The sequence below is a fragment of the Providencia sp. PROV200 genome, from assembly GCF_049901995.1.
Lineage (GTDB): Bacteria > Pseudomonadota > Gammaproteobacteria > Enterobacterales > Enterobacteriaceae > Providencia > Providencia rettgeri_E.
In genome coordinates this window covers 4,206,172-4,232,129 of record NZ_CP096307.1, presented here as the reverse complement: position 1 = coordinate 4,232,129, position 25,958 = coordinate 4,206,172, and the positions used below count along the sequence as shown (strand labels likewise).

Below are 25,958 nucleotides of genomic sequence, written 5' to 3'. Positions count from 1 at the left end.
TTATCCTGAATGTTAGAGAACCGCTTTCGCGGATATAAATATGATGAGCAAAAACGCTTTCGAGAAAATAAATAGCCTTTTCTCGGGAATTGTCGTTATAAAAAAATAGAAAAGAGAGAACGCAATGGGGATTCGTATCGTTCCTAAAGAAGAGTTAGGACAAGAAAGATTGAAAGAAAAGGGAATTGGTTTTATTCCACCAGTTCTGTTTCCTAACTTAAAAAGCTTATATCAGCGCCGTGCTGAGCGACTAAAAGAACTTGGTGCGGGAGAACATCCTTTTGCAGATTATCTGAATTTTGCTGCTGAAGTGGCAACTGCCCAACATAATGCACAGCATGATAATCCATTAGAAGTGGATATGGTCTCTATCCTTGAACGCACAACAAATACTAATAATTCGCCATTGGATGCAAAAACATTTCCACGGACAACACATTGGCACAAATTATTAACGGCAATTATTGCTGAATTAATGCCAGTCGTGCCTGAGTCTGTGCGACCTGCATTAGAAAACCTGAATAAAGCCTCTGAAACAGAACTTGAAGGTATGGCAACGGCTTTGCTGAATGAAGAGTTTGAAAAAGTGCCTGCGGATAAATCGATGTTTATTTGGGCTGCACTATCGGTGTACTGGGCGCAAATGGCCGCAAATATCCCAGGTAAAGCGCGTGCGGAACATGGTGACCATCGTCATTTCTGCCCTGTTTGTAATAGCATGCCAGTGTCGAGTATTGTGCAAATTGGCACCTCTCAAGGTTTACGCTATTTACACTGTAATTTATGTGAAACCGAATGGCATATGGTGCGCGTAAAATGCAGTAACTGTGAGCAAACCGGTAAATTAAATTATTGGTCATTAGATGATGAAAATGCAGCAGTTAAAGCGGAAAGCTGTGGTGATTGTGGTAGCTATCTGAAGATTCTTTATCAAGAAAAAGAAGCCAAAGTTGAAGCTGTTGCTGATGATTTAGCATCAATTATTTTAGATGCTCGCATGGAAGAAGAAGGCTTTGCGCGTAGTAGTATTAACCCGTTCTTGTTCCCTGGTGAAAAATAAGCGGTAAAAGAGAATTGTGACTATGGCTGAATCAGACTTGGCTTTATATCGTCAACTTCCTGCTATTGATAAATTATTGCAGCTCGATGAAGTTCAGATATTGGTTGAACAATCAGGGGCTCACTGGGTCACGGCATGTTTACGTGAGATGCAGGAGCAAGCTCGAGCCTGTATTGCACAGGCAGGGAAATTACCTGCTTGGCAGGACGATTGGGTCAAAGAGTTAGTTCAACGCCATCAAGCTTTAGGGCAAAGTGCGCTAAAAAACGTATTTAATTTGACTGGTACAGTGCTACATACCAATTTAGGCCGCGCGGTAATGTCGACCACCGCAGTGAATGCGGTTAGCCAGGTGATGAGTTCGCCTGTCACATTAGAGTATTCTCTAGATGGCGCGATGCGTGGGCATCGTGACCGTGCGATTGCTGATTTGCTGTGTGAACTCACTGGCGCAGAAGATGCGTGCATTGTTAATAATAATGCAGCAGCCGTTTTATTATTATTAGCAACAGTTGCAAATGGTCGGCAAGTAATTGTTTCTCGGGGTGAATTGGTTGAGATTGGTGGCGCTTTCCGAGTGCCTGATGTGATGGCGCAGGCTGGCTGCCAATTAGTTGAAGTGGGAACCACGAATCGGACTCACTTACGTGATTATGAGAATGCGATTAATGATCAAACTGCATTATTAATGAAAGTGCATACCAGTAATTACAGCATTGAAGGATTTACGGCTGAAGTTGAAGGTGAAGAGCTCGCAGAGTTAGGTAGAAAGTACCAATTACCGACAGCAATTGATTTAGGTAGCGGCTCGATGATTGATATGACAGCTTATGGGCTACCCGCAGAACCGATGCCACAAAGCTACCTTTCTCAAGGCATTGATTTAGTTTCAATTTCTGGAGATAAGCTTCTCGGTGGTCCACAAGCAGGGATCATTTTAGGGAAGAAAAAATGGATTGATGCAATTCAGAAGCATCCATTAAAACGAGCTTTGCGGGTTGATAAAATGGTTTTAGCTGCGCTAGAAGCAACACTAAAACTGTATCTAACTCCTGAGAAACTCACAACAGATTTACCCACATTGCGTTGGTTGACCCGAGACCCTGAGACGATCCGTGATAGCGCAGAAAGCATAGTTGTTGCTCTACAAGCCTTTTACGGGGACAAATTTATTGTTGAAGTGGAGCCTTGTCTCTCACAAATAGGGAGCGGTTCACTTCCCATCGACCGGCTTCCTAGTTTTGCGGTAACCTTTACACCGCTAAATGGAAAAGGTGGCACATTAGAGCAACTCGCTACACAGTGGCGTCAGTTACCTCAACCTGTGATTGGGCGTATGAAAGAAGGTAAATTGTGGCTTGACCTGCGCTGTCTTGATGATGAACATGCATTATTACAGGCTTTACTTTCATGATTTTTGCGACAGCTGGCCATGTTGACCATGGTAAAACTTCTTTAATTCAAGCTATTACTGGCGTTAATACCGCGCACCTTCCCGAGGAAAAAAAGCGCGGCATGACCATTGACCTAGGGTATGCCTACTGGCCACAGCCAGATGGGAGTTCTATTGGTTTTATCGACGTTCCTGGACACGAAAAGTTTTTAGCCAATATGTTGGCAGGGATTGGCGGCATAAACCATGCTCTTTTGGTTGTCGCTTGTGATGATGGGGTAATGGCGCAGACCCTTGAACACCTTTCGATTTTAAGACTAGCAGGCTGTGAAAATGTCAGTGTCGTATTGACGAAGGCTGACCGAGTCGATCACTCACGAATTGAACAAGTTACAGAGCAAGTCACCTCCGAGCTGTCTCAGCAAGGTTGGCCTGACGCAAAATTATTTATTACGTCTACTGAAGATGGCCGTGGCATTAATGCGCTGCGGTTATATCTGCAACAACTTCATCAGCAAAGTGGTTCACATCCTAATACCCAACGTCGTTTTCGTTTAGCCATTGACCGCGTTTTTTTGGTAAAAGGCGCAGGGATAGTGGTGACTGGCACCGCATTAGCAGGAAAAATTCACGTCGGCGAGTCACTTTGGGTGACTGGCGCAGATAAGCAAGTTCGTGTCAGAGGCATTCATCGGCAAAACCAAACATCTGAATTCGCTGTTGTGGGTGATCGCGTGGCCTTAAACTTGGCGGGCGATATTGATAAAGAAAATATTACCCGAGGTGATTGGTTACTTGCGGAGCAACCTGCATTCATTGCAACACGGGTTATTGTCGAATTGGAATGCGATGCCTTAATTAAGCACTGGCAGCCTGTGCATCTTTATCATGGTGCGAGCCATATCACTGGGCGAGTGTCATTATTAGTGGAGCAAGGTGAAACCCCCGTGCTTGCTGAGTTAATTTTAGATACCCCATTATGGCTAGTAGAGAATGACCGATTAATCATCCGTGATATTAGCGCTCGCCAAACGTTAGGCGGTGCTCGCGTGATACGTTTGGTTTCTCCACGCCGAGGCAAAAGGCTCCCAGAGTTTTTGGATTGGTTATCTAAGCTTTGCCGAGAACAAGATGAGCTGGCTCACTTTAAGTTACAACTTCCTCAAGGTGAACTTAATTTACGTGATTACAGTTGGGCACGGCAACTCACCCATGACGCGTTAGATAATTTGCTATCACAATCAGATGTAGAACGTGTTGGAAACCATGTTTTATCCGTATTTAAAGCTCAAATAGCAAAAGATCGCATTGTTCAAACCCTTGAGAAATTTAATGAGATACACAGTGACCAAATCGGTGTGGGTAAAGCTCGTTTAAAACGTATGGCTCTACCTTCCATGAGTGAGGCGTTAACATTTAAATTCATTAATGACCTCATTGATGAAAATGTTATTAAGCAAACTCGAGGTTGGTTACATATGCCCCAACATGGGCTGGTATTTGATGCGCAACAGCAGTTAATTTGGCAGCAAATACATCCTTTATTTTCGCGTAACGAGGCGTGGTGGGTCCGTGATTTAGCATTAGAAAGTGGTTATGAAGAAGATACGATGCGCCGCGTTCTAAAAAAGGCTGCGCAAATGGGATTAATTACAGCGATAGTTCGTGACCGCTATTATAGCCATGAGCAAATTAACTATTTTGCTTCATTGATTCATCGCTATTGCTTGGAAAATGAGGCCATTTTTGCAGCTGATTTCCGTAACGAATTAGGCATTGGCCGTAAGCTTGCTATTCAAATTCTTGAGTTTTTTGATAAAAGCGGTTTTACTCGTCGTAAAGGCGATGGTCACTATTTACGAGACAAAGGCATTTTCGTTGAATAAATTGAGTGTTTGGATCCGTTATAGTAGTGCCTCATAGCAACCTCCAATATTAAATTTGTGGTAAAACTGATGAAGAAAAAGTTATTTGCAGGCTTTTATCTGGCATTGATCTTTATTGGCTCCCTTTTCTTGGTTTTTGAAAAAGGTAGCGTAATTTATCCTGTGCTCATATCGGTCAGTGTATATGCCGTTTTATTCGGTATTTTAATGGTGTTAACAGCCCGCTGGTTATTTTCTGTGGTGATTACCAGTACATTATTTATCATCATTAAATTCTTGAATCAGTTAAAAGTTCATTATTACAAAGAACAGCTCTTCTTTAGTGATATCAATATCATGACGGACACTTCCAATATGGGAACCTTAGGCCATTATTGGTTAGCGGGTGTCGCCTTGGTTGGGCTGCTTATATTATTAGTCATCAATGGGGTGATTAGCTGGCGGTTGCTCAAGCCAAGTAAATCAAAAATGACTCGCGTTATTGGTGCTGTTCTTATTGTTGCAGGTTACTTCGGTATTAACTTAACAAGCTCACATTATTATGACAGGTGGTCTCAGACGTTGCCAAAAGGCCGTGGGACCGTGACCAATATTATTATGTCAGCACAGAATGCGAGTTACCAATCCCCTGAATTTGCAGGTTCAGCCGATTACTTTGTGGAGAAAGCAGCGGCAGTTTCCTTAGACAATAATGTGGGATCAGAAAAACCAGATATCGTTTTATTATTGCAAGAATCTACCGTTGACCCACATATTTATAATTTACCGGAAGGAACCAAGCTTCCTGATTTATTTATGTTCCAGCGAGATAGTGGCGTTAGTGCGCATAGTCAGATGCGGGTGCAAACTTTTGGTGGTGGGACTTGGTTATCTGAATTCTCAGCGCTAACCGGTTTAAATAGCGATGATTTCGGTGCACAAAAAAGTGGCGTATTTTACTTTATCGTTGACCATCTTAAAAATAGCTTATTCAAAGAAATGAAGGCTAATGGTTATTATACTGTGGTACTTACTCCCTTTAATAAAGGTGCTTACCACTCCGGTCATGCTTATGAAACGCTTGGGGTTGATAGAATTATTCAACCACAAGAACTTGGTTACCCAGGAAAACTGCAGGATAATTTATGGACGATCAGCACAGATGACATGCTGAAATACGTAAAAGAAATCTTAGCTAAAGAAACAGATAAACCCGTATTTATTTTCTCTCTTACAATGTATGAACATGGCCCTTACAAAGAGAATCACAGTGATGACTATGGCATAAAAGATAAAATTAAAAACCCAGATGCAGCAGGCGAATTTAGCCATTATATGGACAAAATCGTAACTTCAGATGCATCAATACGTGATTTCGCCGAATTTATTGAAAAACGTGAGCGCCCGTTGATGTTTTTATATTTTGGAGACCATCAACCAGGTATTAGCTTAAATCAGTATAATTCTTCATTTTCATCACCCGCTTACCTAACACAATTTACTTTGCGGGATAATTTGAAATCAGGGACTACGATAAAAACAGGGCAGTTAACGGATATTTCCTTCTTAGGCGGAATTTTGTTAGAAAGGGCAAATTTAAAAATTTCCCCGTTTTATGAGGCCAACATCAAAATGCGTCACTTATGTGATGGCAAGCTAAATGATTGTGAGGACCAAAAGCTACTTGATAGCTACCGTAACTATGTTTATGGCACTTTAGACGCAGCCAATGCGAATAAAGGCGATGTTCAATAGGATGTTATTATCAGCCGTAGATATTTATGATATTTACGGCTGATCCCCTCTTTTTTGCTATTCCCCGACCTTAAATATTAATATTTTCTTAAAAATTATTATTTTTTACGCTTTCTTGCCTTAATAACAAAACCATTCGTTATTTTTTTTGTCTTAATTTTAGTTAATTTTTCTGTGAAATTAGGTGCTCATTTCGAGCTTTAGAATAGTTTAATGCTAGAAGACAATGAATATGAAATATTTGGTCACGGGAAGTGCAGGTTTTATTGGTTTTAAGCTTTGCCAACGTTTATTAGAGAATGGCCATGAAGTTGTCGGGATTGATAACTTAAATGCGTATTATGATCAGGGGCTTAAGCAATCCCGTTTACATTTACTGGAGCAGTTTCCTTTATTTCGTTTTATTCATCTTGACCTTACTGATCGTGAAACTGTTCGGGTATTATGTACCCAAGAGCAATTTGACCGAGTTATTCACCTAGCGGCACAAGCGGGTGTCCGTTACTCGTTGGAAAACCCATTTGCTTATGCAGATAGTAATTTGACCGGCCACCTCGCTATTCTAGAAGGCTGTCGCCAAGCAAAAGTAAAACATTTGGTCTACGCCTCTTCAAGTTCGGTGTACGGCGTAACTGATAAAACACCATTTACCACTGACATGGCAACCGATCACCCGATTTCCCTCTATGCGGCAACAAAAAAAGCCAATGAGTTAATGGCGCACTCCTATTCACACTTATATCAGCTACCAACCACAGGGCTGCGCTTCTTTACGGTGTATGGCCCTTGGGGGCGCCCAGATATGGCTCTATTTAAATTCACCAAAGCTATTTTGGCGGGCGAGCCTATTGATGTCTATAATAACGGCAATCTCAGTCGTGATTTCACTTTTGTTGATGATATTGTCGAAGGTGTGATCCGTATTTCAGATATAATTCCACAAGCGAACCCGAATAATCATTCGGAATCACCTGCAGAAAGTAGCGCGCCATATCGCATCTATAATATCGGTAATGGGCAGCCCGTTAAGTTGATTGAATTTATTTCTGCACTGGAAAAGGCGCTGGGTAAAGAAGCGATTAAAAACTTTTTGCCTATGCAAGCGGGTGATGTGTACACCACTTGGGCGGATACGGAAGACTTGTTTAGTGTGACAGGTTATCGCCCACAAGTTTCTATCGAACAGGGTGTTCAGGCATTTGTTGATTGGTACCGTTCTTACTATCATCAATAATATCAATAAGCTGTAACATCTTTAGCAGGATTTGAGAGGCAAGTTTGAAAATAGCAATTGCAGGAACCGGCTACGTCGGCTTATCTAACGCCATGTTACTGTCACAACACCACGAAGTGGTTGCGGTGGACATCATCCCTGAAAAAGTGGCGATGTTAAATAACCATCAATCACCCATTGTTGATGCAGAAATTGAGCAGTTTTTAACGGAAAAGACCCTCAATTTCCGTGCCACAGAAGATAAAACTGAGGCCTATACAGGGGCTCAATATGTGATTGTGGCGACACCAACCGACTATGACCCAAAAACCAATTACTTTAATACTCAATCGGTTGAGTCTGTTATTCATGATGTGAATAAAATCAATCCAGAAGCGACGATTATCGTGAAATCCACGATCCCTGTGGGCTTTACTTCACGGTTACGTGAAGAGTTTGGCTATACCAACGTGATTTTTTCTCCTGAGTTTTTACGTGAAGGCCGTGCCTTGTGGGATAACTTACATCCTTCTCGTATTGTAGTGGGCGAGCGTTCAGAGCGTGCGAAAATTTTTGCGGACTTATTGCTAGAAGGTGCGATTAAAAAAGACGTTCCTGTGTTATTTACTGATGGCACCGAAGCCGAAGCCATTAAACTGTTTGCCAACACTTATTTAGCGATGCGTGTGGCGTACTTTAATGAGCTTGATACCTATGCAGAAAGCCGTGGTTTAAATGCCCGCCAAATTATTGAAGGGGTCTCTTTAGACCCACGTATTGGCAACCATTATAACAACCCCTCATTCGGTTATGGTGGCTATTGTTTACCGAAAGATACCAAACAGTTGTTAGCCAACTACGATGACGTGCCGAATAACTTGATTAACGCTATTGTGGAATCGAACCGTACCCGCAAAGACTTTATCTCCGATGCAATTATTGCTAAAGCGCCACGCAAAGTCGGTGTTTATCGCCTAGTGATGAAAGCAGGGTCAGACAACTTCCGCGCTTCAGCAGTGCAAGGCATCATGAAACGTATTAAAGCCAAGGGCATCGAAGTTGTCGTTTATGAACCCGTAATGAAAGAAACAGAATTTTTCCGTTCTAAAGTCGTCAATGACTTAGCGGAATTTAAAGCTCAATGCGATATCATCTTAGCAAATAGAATGGTACCTGAGATCGAAGATGTCGCCGATAAAGTCTATACCCGCGATTTATTTGGTAACGATTAAAACGCGTTTATGGGGTAGGTTGGCATCGTGCTAACCTATCTCTGTATATTAAAACCTAATAACCCCACCTATTTTGTGCCATAGCGCACAAGTTACCTACTTTTAGAGCTGTTTTGCAATAATCGCTAAGAAATGTCGTTTTCCATTTGTTAGCATCCGCCAATTGATTAAAAATTGGCTATTTTGTTATGCAGAAAATAATAAAAAAACAGAAAGACGGTTTTATCACCTTTCAAAAAGAAGGTGAGATAGATTTTTGGCAAGTTGTTAATGATTATATTGATGGGAAGATCGCGGGTAAGAATTTAAGTAGCGGAAATATCGATAGAAGCGTTGCCCGTATTCAAGTCAATGGGCAAAATTTTATTATTAAATGTGAGAAAGAACGTGATAAGCGTTTTGAAAAACGGTTAATGCGTATTATCTCAGGCCCTTTTTATTCACGTTTATTGAAACGTCTGGTGACCGCACAAAATAAGGGATGCACTGTAACGAATGATATTTACTTTGTTGCAGAAAAAATGGTCGGTCGCGAGTCAGTAGAAACATGGATTATTGCTGAGTATGTAGAAGGAACTGTTTTATCTGAAATTGATGATATCAAGCCTTACTATACAGAGATGAAAACCATTATAAACCAATTACATAGATATGGTTTATCTTCTAATGATATCCACGCAGGGAACTTTGTTATAACCAATGAAGGGCTTAAGGTTATTGATTTATCAGACTATGGTAATTTTGCTATTTGCAAAGCAAATGATTTAATTGCATTACAGCGTTTTTACAATATCGAACCTAATAGCAAAAATTTTGTTTATCGATTTATTCGTTTCAGAGATAACTTTCGTCATTGGTCAAGAAAAGTAAGAGGGAAGAAAACTCGGCTCTAATAAATGAAACCAAGTTTTCATTACAACAAAGTTATCGAAATAGCAAAAGCTATTGATCACAACAAAGCGATTGATAAAGCGCATCTAAAAACTCAGGGATAAAACTACCCGTCCCATGGCAACGCTGGGTTGCGGCTTCTCCGGCTTGTTTCATGATAGCGCAAGCCGCGGCAACATTTTGCAGCCTATCACCCGGTAGGGTGCAACATGCAGCAACCACCGCAGAAAGAGCACACCCCGTACCGACCACTCGAGTCATTAAAATATGGCCACCAGACACCGCAAAGGTGCGTGTTCCATCGGTGATGTAATCCACTTCACCACTTATCGCGACAATAGTCTTAGCTTGTCTCGCTAATAATTGTGCTGCGGGAAGGGCGTCATCAGTGGTGTTAAGGGAATCAACGCCTCTACCGCCTGCACTGCTTCCTGCCAATGCCATAATTTCAGAGGCATTACCGCGAATAGCGGCAGGCTTGAGAGCCAGCAATTCATGGCAAAAATGGGTGCGAAAGCTGAGTGCACCTACGGCAACTGGGTCAAGTACCCAAGGTTTTTTCGCCTGCTCCGCACTGTTAACTGCACATTTCATCGCATATCGTCGCTCTGCGGTTAATGTGCCGACATTAACTAGCAAGCCGTGAGCGATAGCGGCAAACTGCTCCGCTTCTTCAGGCTCAATAACCATGGCAGGTGAGCAGCCGAGTGCTAACAGGACATTGGCAGTGAAGGTCTGAACAACGTCGTTTGTCATGCAATGAACCAGAGAGGATTGAGATGCAAGTTGCTGTAGTACCAGTGATTTCGTCGTGTTGCTGATGTGTTCAAATTCTAACATGATCCCCTCATTGCTAGTGATAGAGTATAGATTCGTTGATTTATTCTACACTCTATCCGTTTTAATGGAAGAACGGCTTAATCAGCGAGGTATTTCTCCATGACCATTCCCCCCGCTCCTTGAGCAACAATTTCGTATGAATCATTGGCGGGATAAATACGTGTCTTAATATGAGGAAAAATAGAGAGTTTCTCCTCAATAGACTTTTTGGTCATCTCGAAAAAATGATTTTTAGGGGTTAGAGTTCCACCACATACCACTACATCTGCTTGGGTCGTTAAAATGGCATTAGCGATAGCGATACCATAATAATAGGCCGCTTCGCCAAGTGCTTCGAGACATAAGTCATCGTTCAATGTCAGTGCGTGGAAAATAGTATGGTAACTAATTTCAGACTCATCATTAACTAATTCATTGATTATTGAACTTTTTCCCAACCTAAGTTGCTGGATCACGCGTGATTTAATTGCAGACAGTGAACTATATTGCTTTAAACAGCCAAATGACCCACATTCGCAGCGTTGGCCATTAATATCAATTGTTGTATGACCAAAGGCTTGAGCAGTACTAATGGGAGCCGGAGCGTATTGATTGTTGATGATGGTGCAACTGCGAATATCAGTATCACAGGTTGTGAATAAAAACCGCTGGCTATCAGAAGTATAACGTAAACGATACTCAGCAAAAGCGGCAAAACTAATCCCGCTCCCGAGTAATACAAAGCAAGGTACTTTACTGGAAATATAGTCGTGAAGTTCTTTTATACGTGAGTGATATTGATGATATGGCAGTTTATCGCGCTCTAAAATATGGTCGATAGCGATACCTATACCCAGCAAGCTTTTTACGTTAAGTCCATGTTCAGTTAATAAAACATCTAATTTATTAAGCAGATGGTCCACCATATTTTCTGCGGTTTCTTGGTGCTCATATTTCACTTTTACTATCCCTAAAATATCTAACTTTAGGTTTTGTAAAACAATCGTTGAATATATGTCACTCATTTCAATGCCGATCAGGTAACCATCTGCAGCATTAATATTGTAGAGGATAGGTTTACGGCCACCAGTTGACTCCCCGAGTTCAGAGGTCGAAATTAAGTGGTTTTTTCCCAATTCATCAAGTAACCGAGCGCAAGTTGCAGGTTTCATGTTAGCAAGTGATGTTAGCATTTCTGCCCTAATGGGGCTGTGGTTTAAAATTAACCGGTAAAGAGTTTTTAGTTTTTGTGTTTTTGAATTTTTTGAGGTGCGAAATTCATTTAATAGTGTATGTAACAAGCGCCCCACTCCTTTTCATTCCGATTCTTGCGCTAAAGACTAGCAAATATACGCATAAGATTCTGCTTCTTGTGACACATCATAGCTAAAATCTTTTTCTTAAAATGAGATTAAGATCGCTGTTCTGTTTTTAAATTGCTTTATGATCGATTTTAACAATTTTTAGTCGATGTCAATTTGGAGACAGCCATGCATCACACAAAAGATATTCTAGAAAGCTTGAGTTTTATTCAGTCTCGCACAGATATTAAACCAACAGTGGGGATTATTTTAGGCTCAGGACTAGGCCCGTTCGCAGATACATTAGAAAATGCCGTCCATATTCCTTATAGTGAAATTCCTCATTTTGCTAAATCTGAAGCTGTAGGACATGCCAATGAATTGGTGATCGGCACTATCGCAGGTAAAAATGTGGTTGCCATGAAAGGCCGTTTTCACTACTACGAAGGCTTTTCCCTTGACCAAGTCACTTTCCCTGTGCGTTTGATGAAAGCATTGGGTGTCGAAAAATTGATTATCACCAACGCCTGCGGTGCAGTAAATACTGATTTTAACCCAGGTGACCTGATGATTATTACCGATCATATTAATTTAACGGCAAATAATCCATTGATGGGGCCAAACAACCCTGAATTAGGTGTTCGTTTCTTAGATGTTAGTGAGGTGTATAACAAAGAATTACGCCAAACAATCAAAGATGTAGCGGCTGAACAAGGTATTTCTGTTCGTGAAGGTGTTTATGCATGGTGGACTGGTCCAACGTATGAAACTCCTGCTGAAATTCGTATGATCAGAACCTTAGGCGCAGATGCTGTTGGTATGTCTACTGTGCCAGAAGCGCTAGTTGCTCACCATTCACAAATTAAAACCGTCGGTATTTCCTGTTTAACCAATATGGCTTGCGGTATTTTAGAGCAGCCACTTAGCCATGACGAAGTTATTGAAACAGCAGAAAAAGTTAAAGCGACTTTCTTGAAACTCGTGACTGGCGTGATTGCTCGCTTCTAGTTTTATAGATTCTTTTTCTCAAAATAATATAAAGATGTCCATAACGCTAAAGTAAGGTGAATATTGAGATGAAACTTAAAGGTCTGATTTTAGTTTCTTTAGGCGCTTGTAGTTATGGCATTCTTTCAACGCTTGTGGTGTTGGCTTATCGTGCAGGATATTCTTTGAATGATGTCATCGGTAGCCAGACAGTATTAGGTGCGATTTTACTGTGGTTCTTTGTTGTTACGGGGGCATTGGTTAAAAAAGCGCGTCTAGTATGGCCAACACGCAGGCAAGGCCTATTAATGTTACTCACTGGGACGACAACAGGGTTAACCGGGCTTTTGTATTATGCATCATTGCAGTATTTGTCTCCGGCACTTGGTGTTGTCTTATTTTTGCAATTTACATGGATGGGGGTTGCAATTAACGCATTTATTAGTCGCCAAATGCCCCCCGTGATGACCATGGTATCTGTTGTGGTGATATTAATCGGAACAGTATTAGCGACAGGTTTGTTAAATAGTTCTGGGATCGTATTTCACTGGCTTGGTGTGCTATTAGGATTATGTGCAGCATTATCAAATGCTATTCGTGTTTATGTCAGCGGTGCATTAGCGGTTAAAACAGATCCTATGATGCGTTCTGCAATCATGGTTACAGGAGGCGCAATTTTGACATCAATTGTCGTTCCGCCAACATTCTTACTGAGTGCATCAACGTTTCAATCTCTATTTTTCTCATATGGATTACCTCTGGCTTTCTTTGGTTCTTTCTTTGGCATGTGGATGTTTGCTAAAGGAACCCCGCTAATCGGTACCAGCTTAGCGACCATTGTTAGCTCAATGCAGCTGCCCGTCACTATTTTATTATCCGTGACAGTATTGCAGTTACCCCTTGAATTAATTCAGTTTGTTGGTGTTGCTGTCATCCTCATGGGTGTTGCCATTGCTGAGTTGAAAATAAAAACAAATAAATATAACTCCAAACGGAGCTTTGTATGAACATTAAATCCCGCTTGAAAATCATGCTTTTCCTGCAATATTTTGTTTGGGGAAGTTGGTTAGTCACACTCGGTTCCTACATGATGAAAACATTGAGTTTTTCAGGTGCAGAAGTCGGTATGGTGTATAGCTCAAAGGGTATTGCTGCCATTCTAATGCCCGGGCTTATCGGAATCATTGCAGATAAATATATTCCAGCAAATCGTTTATATATGATTTGTCATTTAATTGGGGCTGCTGCATTGTTTTATGCCGCAACAGTCACGAGTTCAACCGTTATGTTCTGGGTGATGTTAATTAATGCAATGGCCTTTATGCCAACGATTGCGCTTTCAAATAGCATCAGCTACTCATCATTAAGCCAATATCAGCTCGACTCCGTGAGTAACTTCCCACCTATTCGGGTATTTGGTACGGTTGGCTTTATTGTTGCAATGTGGAGTATTAGCTTACTGAAATTTGAGCTAAGTAGTATGCAACTTTATATTGCTGGTGGTAGCTCATTACTTTTAGCGCTTTATTCATTAACTTTGCCAAAAATTGATGTGAATAAAAAAGCGATTTCAAGTAGTTGGATCAGTAAGCTCGGTTTAGACGCTTTAGTGTTATTCAAAAAGCCCATTATGGCGGTATTTTTCTTATTCGCTATGTTACTTGGCGCGGTTTTACAAATTACCAATACGTTCGGTAACCCATTCTTGCATGACTTTGGTCTGAACCCGCTATATCAAGATAGTTTGGTGGTTCAATATCCATCGATATTATTATCGATTTCTCAAATGGCAGAAGTGTGTTTTATCTTAGCAATTCCATTTTTCTTGAAACGCTATGGTATTAAAACTGTCATGTTATTAAGTATGTTCGCATGGACACTCCGATTTGGCTTCTTTGCATTTGGTGACCCGTCTGCCATCGGGCTGATGTTCTTGATCATGTCGATGATTGTTTATGGCTGCGCATTTGATTTCTTTAATATTTCAGGTTCCATCTTTATTGAAAGAGAAGTGGATACGCGTATGCGCGCGAGTGCTCAGGGCTTATTTATGACGATGGTTAACGGTGTTGGTGCCTATTTCGGTGCGATACTAAGTGGGTTAGTTGTCGACTACTATACGGTGGATGGTATTAAAGATTGGCAAATGATTTGGTTAGTTTTTGCTTCTTATACCGTAGTATTAGCAATAATTTTCCAATTTACGTTCCATTATCACCACGATAAGAACGCGGTACTGAAAGAAGCCAAATCTAGCTAAGATGATTCGTTAGAAATAACTTTCAACTTAAGGGAAAACCATTAATTTGGTTTTCTCTTTTTTGTGGCTTTAACGCTAAACATAATTACGTTTTCCGCGCAAAATATGTTCAGTCAGTGTTTCTTCCGCAAGAGTAAATTCTTTTGCTTTGAGTTGTTCAACTAATTGCTGATGTTGGCGTGTAGACTCATAATAATATTCATTGCGATAAATAGGGTCAGGCTGAAAATAGACTCGCTGGCGAATATTATCCGCTAAATCTAAGAAAACTGAGTTATCCAGTAATTCCAAGAAAAAACGGTGGAATCGTTCATCTTCTTTTATCCAACCTTGATAGTCATTTCCCTTCAATAATTCATCTTGCCGTTCAATAATAGCCTTTAAGATAGAAAAATGTTCATCAGTTAAATATTCACGAACTAATTTAATTGCATGGGCCTCAATTGCTAAGCGTAAATCATAATTATCTCTGGTCTCTTTTAACGATAGTTTCTGAATAAAAACACCTTTACGAGGGATAATTTTGACTAAGCCTTCATTTTGTAATTGATATAAGGCTTCGCGAATTGGAGTACGACTCATACCTAGTTCCTCAACTAAGCTATTTTCAGAGGTATAACTTTCTTCTCCAAATTGCTTACTGAGAATTTTATGTTTAATAGCAGTATAGGCTTGTTGGCTTAGTGGTTTATCTTTCATCAGGATCTTGTGTTAACAATAGAAATTTTAGTGAGTATAGAAAGGAATAGATTGGTATACAAGTAATACACTAGTTTTATATTATTTAGGATGCTGTTAAATTTTGGTGGGTAATTGGACTTAACTTGTTGAATAAACCGGCATCCTTGCCAGTTTCTAGACTAATACAACTCAGGGCGTCGGTTTTGCATACAAGGTAATTTTTCTCGTGTCTCTGCGGTATGTTGTGTCGATATTTCAGCAAAAAAGAGTGTCTCATCGTAGCCAGCAGATGCGATAGTTACGCCAAGTGCATCACAAACAAGGCTGCGACCAATAAAAATATTACCTGTTTGGTCACATGCGCAGACAGGGATCGTGTTCTCCAAAGCGCGTGCTTTAACTAATGTTTGGTAATGCTCTTCTTTTAGTGGCCCGCTTACCCATGCTGTGGGAACGAGTATAAGGTCAGCGCCAGCTAAGGTTAGTTTTCGAGCAACTTCTGGGAAACGCAGTTCATAACAGACTAAAACGCCAATTTTGCCAAATTCAGTTTCCACAGGTTTTAATTCATTATTACTTTGAATGATATTAAGGGATTCTTGATATGAAAAGGCATCGTACAGGTGTGTTTTTTGGTAGTGATAGATAAGCCCACCTTGGCGGTTCAACATAATTGTCGTGTTGAAAGCTCTTTTCGGCTCATTCGGGGCACTTTCATAAATGCCACAGGCCACATAAATACCGTATTGTTGAGCGGCTTTTGCCAACTGAGAGACAAAAGGGCCATCGACAGGCTCTGCAACATCGGCATAGCTAATACCACTATCTGCGGGAACAAAAGCCATAAACATTTCCGGCAATAGGACGAGGTCGGCACCACCTTGAGCGGCTTTTTGTATAGCTTCGCATGCTTTTTTTAAATTTAGAGCTTTATCTGAGCTACTGGCTAGCTGAGCAATTGCAATCTTCATAGAGCCTCCTTATTCAAAAAATTTCGCAGCACCTGAAATTGCCGCTAATGTTTCACCAGCATCAATGCGCTTTTTAACATCAATTTCAGCATGTTGAGCATTAAGGGCTCGTTGGCGATACTCTTGCAGAGCCACTTCATCAGCGACTAAAATGCCATCGCCATCTGCAATAATTAAATTACCAGGATGGATCGTTACGCCGTCTATACTAATCGGCACATTAATTGCGCCTTCAATACCTAAAATTCGCGTTGTTAACGGACTCACTTTACGTGCATAAATAGGAACGCCAATCTCACGTAATGCTTTGATATCGGTGACACAACCATCAATAACCGCGCCTGCAATTTTCTTTGCCCGTGCCATATAAGAAACCATCTCGCCCCAACAAGCGCGATCATAATCCCCTGACATATCGATACAGACAACATCGCCTTCTTGCACGATGTCGAACACCTTATGTACAGCAGATGAGTCCATATGTGGAATACGTACTGTCACAGCATTACCAATAAATTGGCATTGTTCAATTTGTGGGCGTAATGTTTTGAGAAAACCGAAGTCAGTCATATGTCCGATAGTTGACGGACAAACATCACGGCAACTTTCGATAATTTCAGGGCTAAAACAGGCAACACGAGGATTTAATGTAAACATAGGGACACCTTTCTTTATTGAATATAATGTGTTTTGGGTGAAAATTAGTCAGGATTAACAGCCGCTGCTAAAGGTTTATCTGGCTGAATGAAGAACCAGCAAATAATCGCTAAACTGATAGGTATCACATTGAAAAGTAAAGCGACGTTCCAACCAAAATGCTGTGCAAGCCAGCCGCATAGAATGGGGGAAATAACACCACCGAGATTACCCCATAAATTCATCCACCCACTGACAGAGCCTGCATATTGGCGGCCCTTATCTGCAGCGATTGCCCAAGAGGTCACAACTGGCAATCCTAGAGAACCGAGTGCGAGGGTGAGCCATGCAACACTTGCAATGGCATTTTCAGTTTGAGCCGCACCGCAAATACCCACGATAAATAGAATAAAACCGGTAATGGCGATATATCCCCTCGCGACTAACTGTGAGTATCCTTTGTTGAGTAACCAATCAGAAATTGAACCTGCAGTGAGTACTGCGATACAAATTGCTAACCAAGGAAAGCTGGCAGCAATGCCCATTCCGGTTAATGAGAAACCACGAGCCTCTTGTAAGTAGGTGGGGAGCCAAATCATAAATAAGGTGGTCATATAGGCAACAAAAAAATATTGGAAGCCAACCGCCCAGAAAGGACGTTCTTTCATAAATTTGCGCCAAGGGGCTTTAACATCAGAACCGCCTTGCTCACTAATTGTCCGGCCTCCTTGGATAAACGCTATTTCATTTTGAGAAATTTTAGGGTGTTGCTCAGGTTTATTTCTGGCAAAGAAATACCAAACCATACCGATAAGAATACCAATCACACCGAAGATATAGAAAACAGCATGCCACCCGAATGAAATCATAATAAATACGGTAAGGGTAGGGGCAATCACAGGCCCAAAATAGGAACCGGCAAGTAAGAAACTAGCCGCCCGTGCCTTTTCATTTTGGCGAAACCACCATGTATTAAAGACGGCATTCGCAGGATAGAGCGGCGCTTCTCCAACACCAAATAGGAAGCGTACGATGCATAGCCAAATATAGGTAGGGGCAACGACCGTTAATATTGTGAATGCGGACCAAACGTAAAGGCTAATGGTTGCGATAAGCCTGCTACCAAACCGTTCTGCAAGTATTCCGCTTGGAATTTGGGCAAGTGCATAGCCAAGTGAAAATAACGCACCCAAAAAGCCAAATTGAACTTTGCTCATTCCTAAATCGGTCATCATATGTTCGGCAACAATGGAAATATTGGCGCGGTCCATATATGCAATCAGACCGATAATAAAAAATATTGCTGCTAATCCCCAACGTAAACGCCCTGGTGAGTCTTTTGTTGCTGGTGTTACAACAGAATCATTATGTGACATAGAGTTACCTTTTTATTGGTTTGTCGAGGTAATCAACCTTATTGTATTTATATTGAATTCAACTTGTATACAAGATGTATGTTAATAAGCAGTTACTGTAGTGTCAAAGATCTGTTTTGTTATCTGTGATTGAACTCAAAACATTCGATTGATTTATGAGCGAGATCTTATTTTTGGAAAAAATAATTAATATCGTGGTAGTTGTCTATTTTCCCCAAATACGGCTTGGGTAAAAAATTTTTAATATCTTCGAAGGGTTATTATGGAATATAAGCCCAAAATTCATGAAAATTGGTACCTATTTCGAGTTAGTTTGAGGATCTTTTCAAAGAGAAAAGCCAAACGATAAATAAGGTTACTTCATCGGTTGGCTTCTTTATAGATTAAAACCGTTACAGAGTGATTATTCAATTGAATCTATTCATTGAGTAGGAGGCTTAAAGGCGCGTATTTACTGGGTTCTTGTTATTCAATATTTTCTAGGGGTACACCCTTGGGTACACCTTGAAACGAGGTGTTAAATTAGATTGATTAAATTGTGTTCGCTGGTGGATTTGCCAGCCAGTAATAAATCTCACCGCCTTTCACTGCCTCCGTTTCAAACGGAACAATAGCAACCGAAAATATATTTCATCTGATAGGCTACCATCTTTAAGAGGGTTAGTTGTGAGCTAGTCTAATGATGTCGGGTTAGTTTAAAGGGGTGAAATGTCCTCTTTAGGTTTTCCTGCTTCTAATCGGCTTATGGGTACATGCGGGATTATCCCGTATGTAAATGTAACCAATTGATAAAGTTTAATTCTGTCACAAAATCAGATTAACGCGCATTGGTCATCGTTTCAGTGTCAGCGGTAAAAACTTTTCACCGTTATCGGCTTAATCCTACCCGTAACACCCCCGTTTAACCTTGCTGTAAATGCTTACTGTCACCGTGTTAGTGACAAGGGCAATAGGCGGTAACGCATTGATATTTGTTCAGAATGATTATTTGCACTGTGGGGCTGGATCCCATAGGACAAATTTGTCCTTTGGTTGCTTTTATCTCATGCCAGTGATCAGAACATTGCCAGCCAGTAAGGAATCTCTCACTTGGTAGGCGTTCGCCTTGGTGCTGGCTTTTTCCATTGGTAGGCTGGTGCTGTCATTCTCCGCCTGTGTCGCTCTTTAGCCTGTATTGTCTGGGCTACACCTGTTCTAATTGCCAGCCTATCGCTTCCATTGAGTGATCGCCCTTGCTGGTGGGCTAACTCCATCATAACGGCTTCTATTGCTTCACGTTGTAACATGGCTATACCTCAAAGGTGGTGTGATTATCGCTATACCTTGATTGTGCTGAATTGGAATAATCAAAGCCCGTCATTCCACTAGCATAAAATATGCCGTTCTGCTGGCAACCATAGCGGAAACCATCAAAATGGCAACCAAGAATTGAAAGCCTAGCTTAGCCGTTTTGGCTAATACTTACCTGCTTTGTTGTTTGGTTCAAGGGTAGCATTTCAACTGTTACCCTTTCCGGCTATGGCAATAATCACTACAGACTACAGCGCAATTTTACGCTTTGCCATGATTTCAGCTAGTTGAAAGGCTCCATAACGTGTCCGAAAATCATCATTCCTAACGTGTAACTAAATCATCATGAATCACGATGTAGTTTCTCAATGATTGCCTGCCTCACAAACTCCGCACGATTGCCTCGTAGATATTTACTGCGCTTGATATGGCTATCCACATCATCAATAACGGACTGCTCACACGTCACGATTAGGCGCGTTGTTGGCACTCCGTTAAAATAACGATTGGTTTTTTTCTTGGTTGTTTTCTGCATGTTTCCCCCTCGCGCGTACTGTTCACGAAAGTACCAAAGTTAAAGGCATATTTCTGCCCTTTTATAGTTGTCGTCACTGCTTCGGCTGCTGCCAATCCTTTAACTGTCGTTCTGCTGCCGCTTGCTGCTCTGGTGTAACTTCTCCGCTAGGTTGCCCGTACATATCAAACCGATTGCCACCCAAGGTAAGAGCTTTCAAATACGCCTTGCGGTTAACGTAACTGTGCAAGCCTTGTTTAATATGGCTCTCTGGGATATCCAGCCCTTTATCTTTAACCTCAGCAATCATAGCTTCCTTGATACCAATCATTAGCGGCTTGGCTTCTGGCTCGCTGAATAGCGTCCAATGCTTCGCTATACGGTCGATACGGTGTTGTTTCTTCTTCGCGTGAATGTCTGCCTTATTTTTCTTCTTCGGTTGCTGTGGGGCTTCCTGTGGCGTTTTAGCCTGTATGCTTTTTGGTGTGTTCGTCGCTGGTGGATTTGTTACGAGATTGTTACTTTTTCTTAATGTTAAAATCGCTCGGGTCATTCTCTCTTTTTCCTCAAAAAAAATTTTTTATTAAATACGCGATCAGGTGTTGGTTCAGTTGGTTCAGTTGGTTCAATTTGTAAAGATGCTTGTTTTTAAAGTGATTATTTTAAAACACTGAACCAACATCACCACGATTTGAACCAACATTTTACGCCCCGTGAACCAACATCTTTTATTGAATGCCATCCAGTGAAAAAATTCTTTAGATCTGCTTGTTGGTTCAAAATAGCTCTTTGTTGGTTCAAAACAGCTCTTTGTTGGTTCAGTGTTGGTTCAAAAAATGGCATTTTTTCCTTATAAATCAATAAAACTTATCTACTGAACCAACTGAACCAACATTAAAACGATAAAATCACACACATGAAAAAAAGATCATGAGTTTTTTTCATCTTCGCCATTTGCTACTAAATTGTTATCATCTTCTGCGCTCTCTGGGGAAAAGTGTAAAACGTAAACATTAAATTGCCGTCCGTCTATGCGTGGGCTTTTTCGTTGATAACCTCTACCACTGGTAGGCGGTGTTAACATGCCAGCCATTTTTAACGCCTCTGCAAAATGCTTGGGGTTAAAACCTGAGGCGATTTCTTTTTCAAAGGCTGCTGGGAATGTATAAAAGATTATCGGATCATCTTCGTTACTGCCTTTCTTCCTATATCCTGCAAGGTCTCTAATAGGTAGATCCCTTACATCGTAGGGCAATGGCGCGAATCGGCTCATTCCATAAGCATTTAAAAAAGCCTCGGCTTGCTCTTTGATTTGCTCAATCTCTTTGTTACCTGTGCCGAACTCGGCTACCCATACGTTAAATATTGCTTGCACTACATCCCTGCAATCCTGTTCATTCCATCCAGTGATCACGCTGCCCATAATCAAAGCGGCTTCAATAGTGGCGAATCTGTCACTAGCTCGGTGTACCTGCTCCCCATAGCTGTTAGGTATTAACTTGCTCCAGCGTTGCTGTGCGGCTCTGTAGGCTTCTTTAGCTTCGTCTTTGTGATTTGATAAGTATTCAATCCAGTAACGCCCTGCCGCCCCGTAACTATCACGGCAATTCATTTTGATTAAATCTGCGTGGGCTTTCCCGTTTTCGCATCCGTGTAACTCGGTGGCTCTTTCCATTGGAATATTGAGCAATCGTACTAACTGCCCTGCATTGACTTTAATCCCCGCCATTAGTAGGAACGTCTCAATATCCTTTTCCCCTGTACTAATAGCGACAGTTTTCCAATTCTGAACCTGCCTATTACCTCCATCTTTTGCCCCTTGTATCTTTCCTTTGCCATTAAACAGCGTGTAAGCCGATTTATAGACGTGTTTAGGGTCTGCCCCTTGTCCGACTTCATCCAAATATAAAACCCCGTCATTGTGTGCTACGGCTTCGTTAGTCATGCCGTACTCTGTGCCATACCACGTCAAACGCTGCAAATCTGGATCCCCGTATAAACTTACAGCCATGTCTGCGGTTGTGCTTTTCCCTGCTGTCGATTGGGCGTAAATGTGAATGCCAAAACTGTCAGCCCCTGTAATGCTTGTCATCGGTGCGGCTAAGGCTGCGCCAATTGTAAACATCATAAAAATGTTACCGTTAGCCAATCGAGCCACTCCATCACGCCAGCTTTCCAGCGTTCCGCTTGTCTGGTAGGCGGTAGCGGCTGCGCTTTGCCCATTGAAAAAAATCGGTTGTTCAGGTGTGCCAATGATTGAACCGTCTGGCATGATGTACGCGCCTTTGTGCCAGCCCGATTTGTTAGTTATGCTCCAATCTTCTTTAAAACTCCGTCTCAATAGCCAATCTGAAAATGACTGTCTTAGCCCCGACTTGGTTGTAACGAATAACCCCGCGTTTTTCAGCCTGCGCCATCCCTCGCGTTCTCCTATGTCGCCCGTCGGTATTGCTTGAGCCTTGTTACTACCCCATTCAATGATCAGGTGCTCACCTCCTACGTCATCAATACCTTTTGCAATGCGTTTGATTGGATTGGATAGCCATTGCTCATGATTGATAATTTCCCCTGTTTCCTTATCGGCTTTGGGTGTTACAAGAAATACGCCATCATCACGGGATTCGATGCGTATTTTCATGGGGTCGCGCGGTTTTGCTGTTTCGGTAACACTTTTCTTTACCGTTTCGGTCAATGTGATTTCACTCATTGCCTCATCTCCTTGTGGCTGATATATTCCTTCGATGAAAGTGGAAGCTGTAGCATTTCTATCTCTGTATTTCTGGTAGTCGTTCCAATCTCCCTGACAAGGTGGGATTGAGACACATCCGCCAACCTCTCGCGCTGCTGCTTCTGCTTTCACCTTGCCCGTGTTGACCTCGTTTTTACTGTCATTGTCTCCAGCTATAATGATCTTGCTTTCTGGGTACTTCGTCCGCATTACCTTAGCCACGTGAATTAGATTACCTGCGTCGATTGCTGCGACTGTGTGCGCTTCTGGTTGGATTAAATGGCACGTCATTGCGGTAGCTACCCCCTCGGCAATAATCACCGTGTGAACGTTTGTAGGCTCATTAATAGGGTAATAACTGCCATTCTTCGAGCTATCGAGCAATAACCGCTTTTCGCCATTGGGTTTAATGGTCTGCGCTGCTGTGATTGTGCCGTTGCCGTCCAGTAGTGGAATAATCAAAGATCCATCGGGTAACAAGTCCATTTCTACACCTTGAAAGCCTTTTGCTTTGATATAGTCAGACTCTCCCCGTTTAATGTGGGCAATAGTGCTGCTGTATCGCTCTGTAAAACGTTTGTGCTTCTCCGCCTTCTCTTTGGCTTTGGTTTCCTCTTGCTGCGCTCTCTGTGCTTCCTGTTGCGCTTTTACTTCGTCGCTGCTGTAGGTCGGTGGATTATCTGAACGGGTATCAATTCCGATAATGCTTGCCACCTCCTGCGCTGCCTCGGTCACGCTGCCGCCAAAAATACGCTGGATTAAGTCCAGTCCATCACCTGCGCCGCACTGGCTGCATATGAACGTTCCATTGCCGTCTTTATCATCGAATCTAAAACGGTCTTTACCACCACAAGCGGGGCAAGCCGTGTGAGTGTTTAGGGGTACTTCTACCCCTAGATTAGATAGTATGTTTTGCCATTGTCCGTTAGCTTTTAGCTTCACTTCGCGAATAATATCAATTGGTTTCATGTCATTAACTCCTTTTAATGAATTGTTGCGGTGTTGCCGAACTCGCCATTTTCTATAGCTCTGATTAGGTCATCATGAAGAATAGCTAACCCCTCACGCCCTCGGTCTGATAGTCTGCAACCTTGACGTGGCTCAAGATTGATAAAATCCATATACATCCGAATAGCCATGATTGCGCCATCATTCGAGCAAAAGGCTTCATATGCTGCGCCCTCAACATGATTAGCTAATAGCAGTCGTTCGCTTGCTGCGTAAATGGTTAGGGCTGCGTGTTTATTGCGGTACACTGCTGCGGTAACCTTTCCGCCTTTACCGTTATCGGCTTGATGTGATCCGTTATTGTCGGCTTGCTCCATGACAAACGAGGCGGCAACAATCCAACGCCACAAGACAACACGCTGTTGATTAGTTGGATTAAAAAAGGCGTCTCGCTCTCCTTTGGATATCGCTAAAACCAACTCAAAGCCCAGTAGCAAATCACCGTCAAAACTACCGTCATTTAATGCGTCTAGTGCCTCGCTGTAGCTGATAGCCTCTTGGTTAGCTGCGCCAGTAATGAGAATTACACCGTATTCGCTGTGCTCGAATGCGTTAATGTTTGAAATGTTCATTATTTGCCCTCCGTGACTTTTTCCAGTGATTTTTTAATCTGGCAAGCGATCGTCATAGCTATGCTTATCATGTTTCTGGTTTCATTATCTCTTTCAGCCTCGCACCAAGTAGCCAACAAAGTCAGTAATGTGGCTGTCTGGTTCTCAGGTGCTTCAAGTAGAATTTCAATTTCTCGCTTCTGCTCTGGTGTCATTACTTCACCTCGCGCACGTAGTTAATTCTGATATCGGTTAGCCCGTCTCGCTGTGCTTCTCTCATCACTTGAGATTGAGCCTCTTTCTGGGTGGCTGATATCACACGTTTGCTAATACCTAGCGTTAACCCTTTCGGTGTTGTGCCATACCCTGCGATTTGAAACGTTCTCATGAGCGATAATCTCCCATATCCTGAATGCGTAGCTGTGAGGCTTGCTCAATGGCAATTACCATTGGTTTAAGTGCTTTCTTCTCCTTGCGGCGTAGGCTGGTGGCATTGATAGTGATCTGTCTCATTTGGTCGCCTCCCGTGCTGATTCTTCAATCAGGAATGCCGCAACATCGCCTGATAACTTCGCCATGAGCGACGATATAGCTACGATGTCAGACTGTGTAAGGTTACGGGGGTAGTTAGGAAGCATCAGGGTGATCATCTCTAATTGATGCGCCTTTACAGCCGCTTTATGAATGTTCATATCTGCGCTCATGCTGTCACCTCCTGAGCAGGTAAGCGACCAGCGAATGACAGGATATAATCACGTACAAGCATCAGTCTTGCATCATGTTCATTCGGTGCTGTGGCTTCGATTCTGTGGGGCGTATCGGTTTTATCTGTGCGTTTTACCGCCAGAAACAGAAATTTGAATTGAGTTTGGGTAGGGGTTGCCATCATAACGATGATCTCCGTTAACTTTGTTAAGGAGTCACCACTAGAGGTGCAAATCTCTATAGGGGTGGTGACACTGACAGGGTTTGCACTACTGGAGTTAACGGATCCCAGCCAACCTTGCGGTTGCCCTGCCAGCATCACCATTGAATTTGGGCGATATAATACCGCATTTAACAGGTGTGCGTAGGCATAGACACAAAAAAAGACGCTAGGCGCGTCATGTGTCGCCGTTAACTGATTCAGGGTGCAAATCCTGACACTAGATTTTGTTAGTGCGTTTTTACTATAGCCAAAAGTGAGTAGGAAAGTAAAGTGATTGTCATCAAAGTTTTTACAAAGGTGAGAAAATTCACCTTTATCAAATGGTGTAAATTCTCCATGTTTTAGGTTGTCGCTGTTATCCCATCCTCCAACGGTGGTTAGGATTGATTGATTGGCGTAGAGTTTCGCTGATTGGTTTACTAAGTTTTTAGTAAGTGACTCATCACCTGCCAGTAGAGAATCATTCATTTGGTAGGCATTAGTTGCGATATTCATCATA

Annotated in this window: 26 protein-coding genes; 10 read left to right on the top strand and 16 right to left on the bottom strand. The window is 42.0% G+C overall.

Annotated elements, in window-relative coordinates; genetic code table 11:
- Positions 1-124: 124 nt before the first annotated feature.
- The 7 genes from fdhE (at position 125) to M1E86_RS19615 (ending at position 9,411) form a co-directional block, all read left to right on the top strand.
- Positions 125-1,060, top strand: coding sequence for a formate dehydrogenase accessory protein FdhE (gene fdhE, locus M1E86_RS19645; RefSeq protein WP_140172669.1), 936 nt, complete (start codon positions 125-127; stop codon positions 1,058-1,060).
- 22 nt (positions 1,061-1,082) lie between these two features.
- On the top strand, positions 1,083-2,474 hold the full coding sequence (gene selA / locus M1E86_RS19640) for an L-seryl-tRNA(Sec) selenium transferase (RefSeq protein ID WP_125893744.1): 1,392 nt from the start codon (positions 1,083-1,085) through the stop codon (positions 2,472-2,474).
- On the top strand, positions 2,471-4,339 hold the full coding sequence (gene selB / locus M1E86_RS19635) for a selenocysteine-specific translation elongation factor (RefSeq protein WP_213913805.1): 1,869 nt from the start codon (positions 2,471-2,473) through the stop codon (positions 4,337-4,339). Before selA ends, selB begins: the two co-directional genes overlap by 4 nt.
- A gap of 69 nt (positions 4,340-4,408) precedes the next feature.
- Positions 4,409-6,073: an LTA synthase family protein gene (locus tag M1E86_RS19630; protein ID WP_125893740.1), complete on the top strand. Its 1,665-nt coding sequence runs from the start codon at positions 4,409-4,411 to the stop codon at positions 6,071-6,073.
- A 232-nt stretch (positions 6,074-6,305) separates the two neighbouring features.
- Positions 6,306-7,307, top strand: a complete 1,002-nt coding sequence (locus M1E86_RS19625; RefSeq protein ID WP_213913804.1) for an NAD-dependent epimerase — start codon at positions 6,306-6,308, stop codon at positions 7,305-7,307.
- Positions 7,308-7,351: 44 nt separating this feature from the next.
- The gene (locus tag M1E86_RS19620; RefSeq protein ID WP_213913802.1) at positions 7,352-8,518 is read left to right on the top strand and encodes a nucleotide sugar dehydrogenase; all 1,167 of its coding nucleotides are present in this window, start codon (positions 7,352-7,354) and stop codon (positions 8,516-8,518) included.
- Between the two features lie 188 nt (positions 8,519-8,706).
- Positions 8,707-9,411 (top strand): lipopolysaccharide core heptose(II) kinase RfaY, encoded by a 705-nt coding sequence (locus M1E86_RS19615; RefSeq protein ID WP_426099216.1) that lies wholly within the window; start codon positions 8,707-8,709, stop codon positions 9,409-9,411.
- Between the two features lie 49 nt (positions 9,412-9,460).
- Here M1E86_RS19615 and thiM read toward each other — a convergent pair whose 3' ends face one another.
- Together thiM and M1E86_RS19605 are read right to left on the bottom strand one after the other, a co-directional pair.
- On the bottom strand, positions 9,461-10,249 hold the full coding sequence (gene thiM / locus M1E86_RS19610) for a hydroxyethylthiazole kinase (RefSeq protein ID WP_213913799.1): 789 nt from the start codon (positions 10,247-10,249) through the stop codon (positions 9,461-9,463).
- A 77-nt stretch (positions 10,250-10,326) separates the two neighbouring features.
- Positions 10,327-11,421, bottom strand: coding sequence for an ROK family protein (locus M1E86_RS19605; protein WP_319863691.1), 1,095 nt, complete (start codon positions 11,419-11,421; stop codon positions 10,327-10,329).
- Between the two features lie 297 nt (positions 11,422-11,718).
- On the opposite strand from M1E86_RS19605, the gene M1E86_RS19600 reads away from it, so the two are divergent.
- The 3 genes from M1E86_RS19600 to M1E86_RS19590 all read left to right on the top strand — a co-directional run bounded on the left by M1E86_RS19600 (position 11,719) and on the right by M1E86_RS19590 (position 14,776).
- A complete protein-coding gene (locus M1E86_RS19600; protein ID WP_213913795.1) occupies positions 11,719-12,537 on the top strand; it encodes a purine-nucleoside phosphorylase in 819 nt (272 codons plus the stop codon).
- A gap of 68 nt (positions 12,538-12,605) precedes the next feature.
- Positions 12,606-13,523 (top strand): DMT family transporter, encoded by a 918-nt coding sequence (locus M1E86_RS19595; protein WP_125895065.1) that lies wholly within the window; start codon positions 12,606-12,608, stop codon positions 13,521-13,523.
- The gene (locus tag M1E86_RS19590; protein WP_125895063.1) at positions 13,520-14,776 is read left to right on the top strand and encodes a nucleoside permease; all 1,257 of its coding nucleotides are present in this window, start codon (positions 13,520-13,522) and stop codon (positions 14,774-14,776) included. The genes M1E86_RS19595 and M1E86_RS19590 overlap by 4 nt, the downstream gene beginning before the upstream one ends.
- 75 nt (positions 14,777-14,851) lie before the next feature.
- On the opposite strand, the gene M1E86_RS19585 is transcribed toward M1E86_RS19590, so the two are convergent.
- The 14 genes from M1E86_RS19585 to M1E86_RS19520 form a co-directional block, all read right to left on the bottom strand.
- On the bottom strand, positions 14,852-15,475 hold the full coding sequence (locus M1E86_RS19585) for a GntR family transcriptional regulator (protein ID WP_213913793.1): 624 nt from the start codon (positions 15,473-15,475) through the stop codon (positions 14,852-14,854).
- 161 nt (positions 15,476-15,636) lie between these two features.
- Positions 15,637-16,428 carry a carbon-nitrogen hydrolase family protein gene (locus tag M1E86_RS19580; protein ID WP_213913791.1) on the bottom strand — a complete coding sequence of 264 codons (792 nt, stop codon included), beginning with the start codon at positions 16,426-16,428 and terminating at the stop codon, positions 15,637-15,639.
- Positions 16,429-16,437: 9 nt separating this feature from the next.
- A complete protein-coding gene (locus tag M1E86_RS19575; protein WP_213913789.1) occupies positions 16,438-17,085 on the bottom strand; it encodes an RraA family protein in 648 nt (215 codons plus the stop codon).
- Positions 17,086-17,129: 44 nt separating this feature from the next.
- Positions 17,130-18,440 (bottom strand): MFS transporter, encoded by a 1,311-nt coding sequence (locus M1E86_RS19570; protein ID WP_213913787.1) that lies wholly within the window; start codon positions 18,438-18,440, stop codon positions 17,130-17,132.
- A gap of 1,085 nt (positions 18,441-19,525) precedes the next feature.
- A complete protein-coding gene (locus M1E86_RS19565) occupies positions 19,526-19,726 on the bottom strand; it encodes a hypothetical protein (protein ID WP_426099215.1) in 201 nt (66 codons plus the stop codon).
- 347 nt (positions 19,727-20,073) lie between these two features.
- The gene (locus M1E86_RS19560) at positions 20,074-20,265 is read right to left on the bottom strand and encodes a toxin-antitoxin system protein (protein ID WP_426099214.1); all 192 of its coding nucleotides are present in this window, start codon (positions 20,263-20,265) and stop codon (positions 20,074-20,076) included.
- Between the two features lie 73 nt (positions 20,266-20,338).
- The gene (locus M1E86_RS19555; RefSeq protein ID WP_426099213.1) at positions 20,339-20,797 is read right to left on the bottom strand and encodes a ProQ/FINO family protein; all 459 of its coding nucleotides are present in this window, start codon (positions 20,795-20,797) and stop codon (positions 20,339-20,341) included.
- 375 nt (positions 20,798-21,172) lie between these two features.
- Positions 21,173-23,941 carry a DUF927 domain-containing protein gene (locus tag M1E86_RS19550; protein ID WP_426099212.1) on the bottom strand — a complete coding sequence of 923 codons (2,769 nt, stop codon included), beginning with the start codon at positions 23,939-23,941 and terminating at the stop codon, positions 21,173-21,175.
- 14 nt (positions 23,942-23,955) lie between these two features.
- Positions 23,956-24,552 (bottom strand): hypothetical protein, encoded by a 597-nt coding sequence (locus tag M1E86_RS19545; protein ID WP_426099211.1) that lies wholly within the window; start codon positions 24,550-24,552, stop codon positions 23,956-23,958.
- Positions 24,552-24,746: a hypothetical protein gene (locus M1E86_RS19540; protein ID WP_426099210.1), complete on the bottom strand. Its 195-nt coding sequence runs from the start codon at positions 24,744-24,746 to the stop codon at positions 24,552-24,554. The genes M1E86_RS19545 and M1E86_RS19540 overlap by 1 nt, the downstream gene beginning before the upstream one ends.
- Complete coding sequence (locus tag M1E86_RS19535) at positions 24,746-24,919, bottom strand: hypothetical protein (protein WP_340606890.1); 174 nt, start codon at positions 24,917-24,919, stop codon at positions 24,746-24,748. The genes M1E86_RS19540 and M1E86_RS19535 overlap by 1 nt, the downstream gene beginning before the upstream one ends.
- A complete protein-coding gene (locus M1E86_RS19530; protein WP_340606889.1) occupies positions 24,916-25,044 on the bottom strand; it encodes a hypothetical protein in 129 nt (42 codons plus the stop codon). Before M1E86_RS19530 ends, M1E86_RS19535 begins: the two co-directional genes overlap by 4 nt.
- Positions 25,041-25,235, bottom strand: coding sequence for a hypothetical protein (locus M1E86_RS19525; RefSeq protein ID WP_426099209.1), 195 nt, complete (start codon positions 25,233-25,235; stop codon positions 25,041-25,043). The genes M1E86_RS19530 and M1E86_RS19525 overlap by 4 nt, the downstream gene beginning before the upstream one ends.
- A complete protein-coding gene (locus M1E86_RS19520) occupies positions 25,232-25,957 on the bottom strand; it encodes a host cell division inhibitor Icd-like protein (protein WP_426099208.1) in 726 nt (241 codons plus the stop codon). Before M1E86_RS19520 ends, M1E86_RS19525 begins: the two co-directional genes overlap by 4 nt.
- Between the last annotated feature and the right edge of the window lies 1 nt (position 25,958).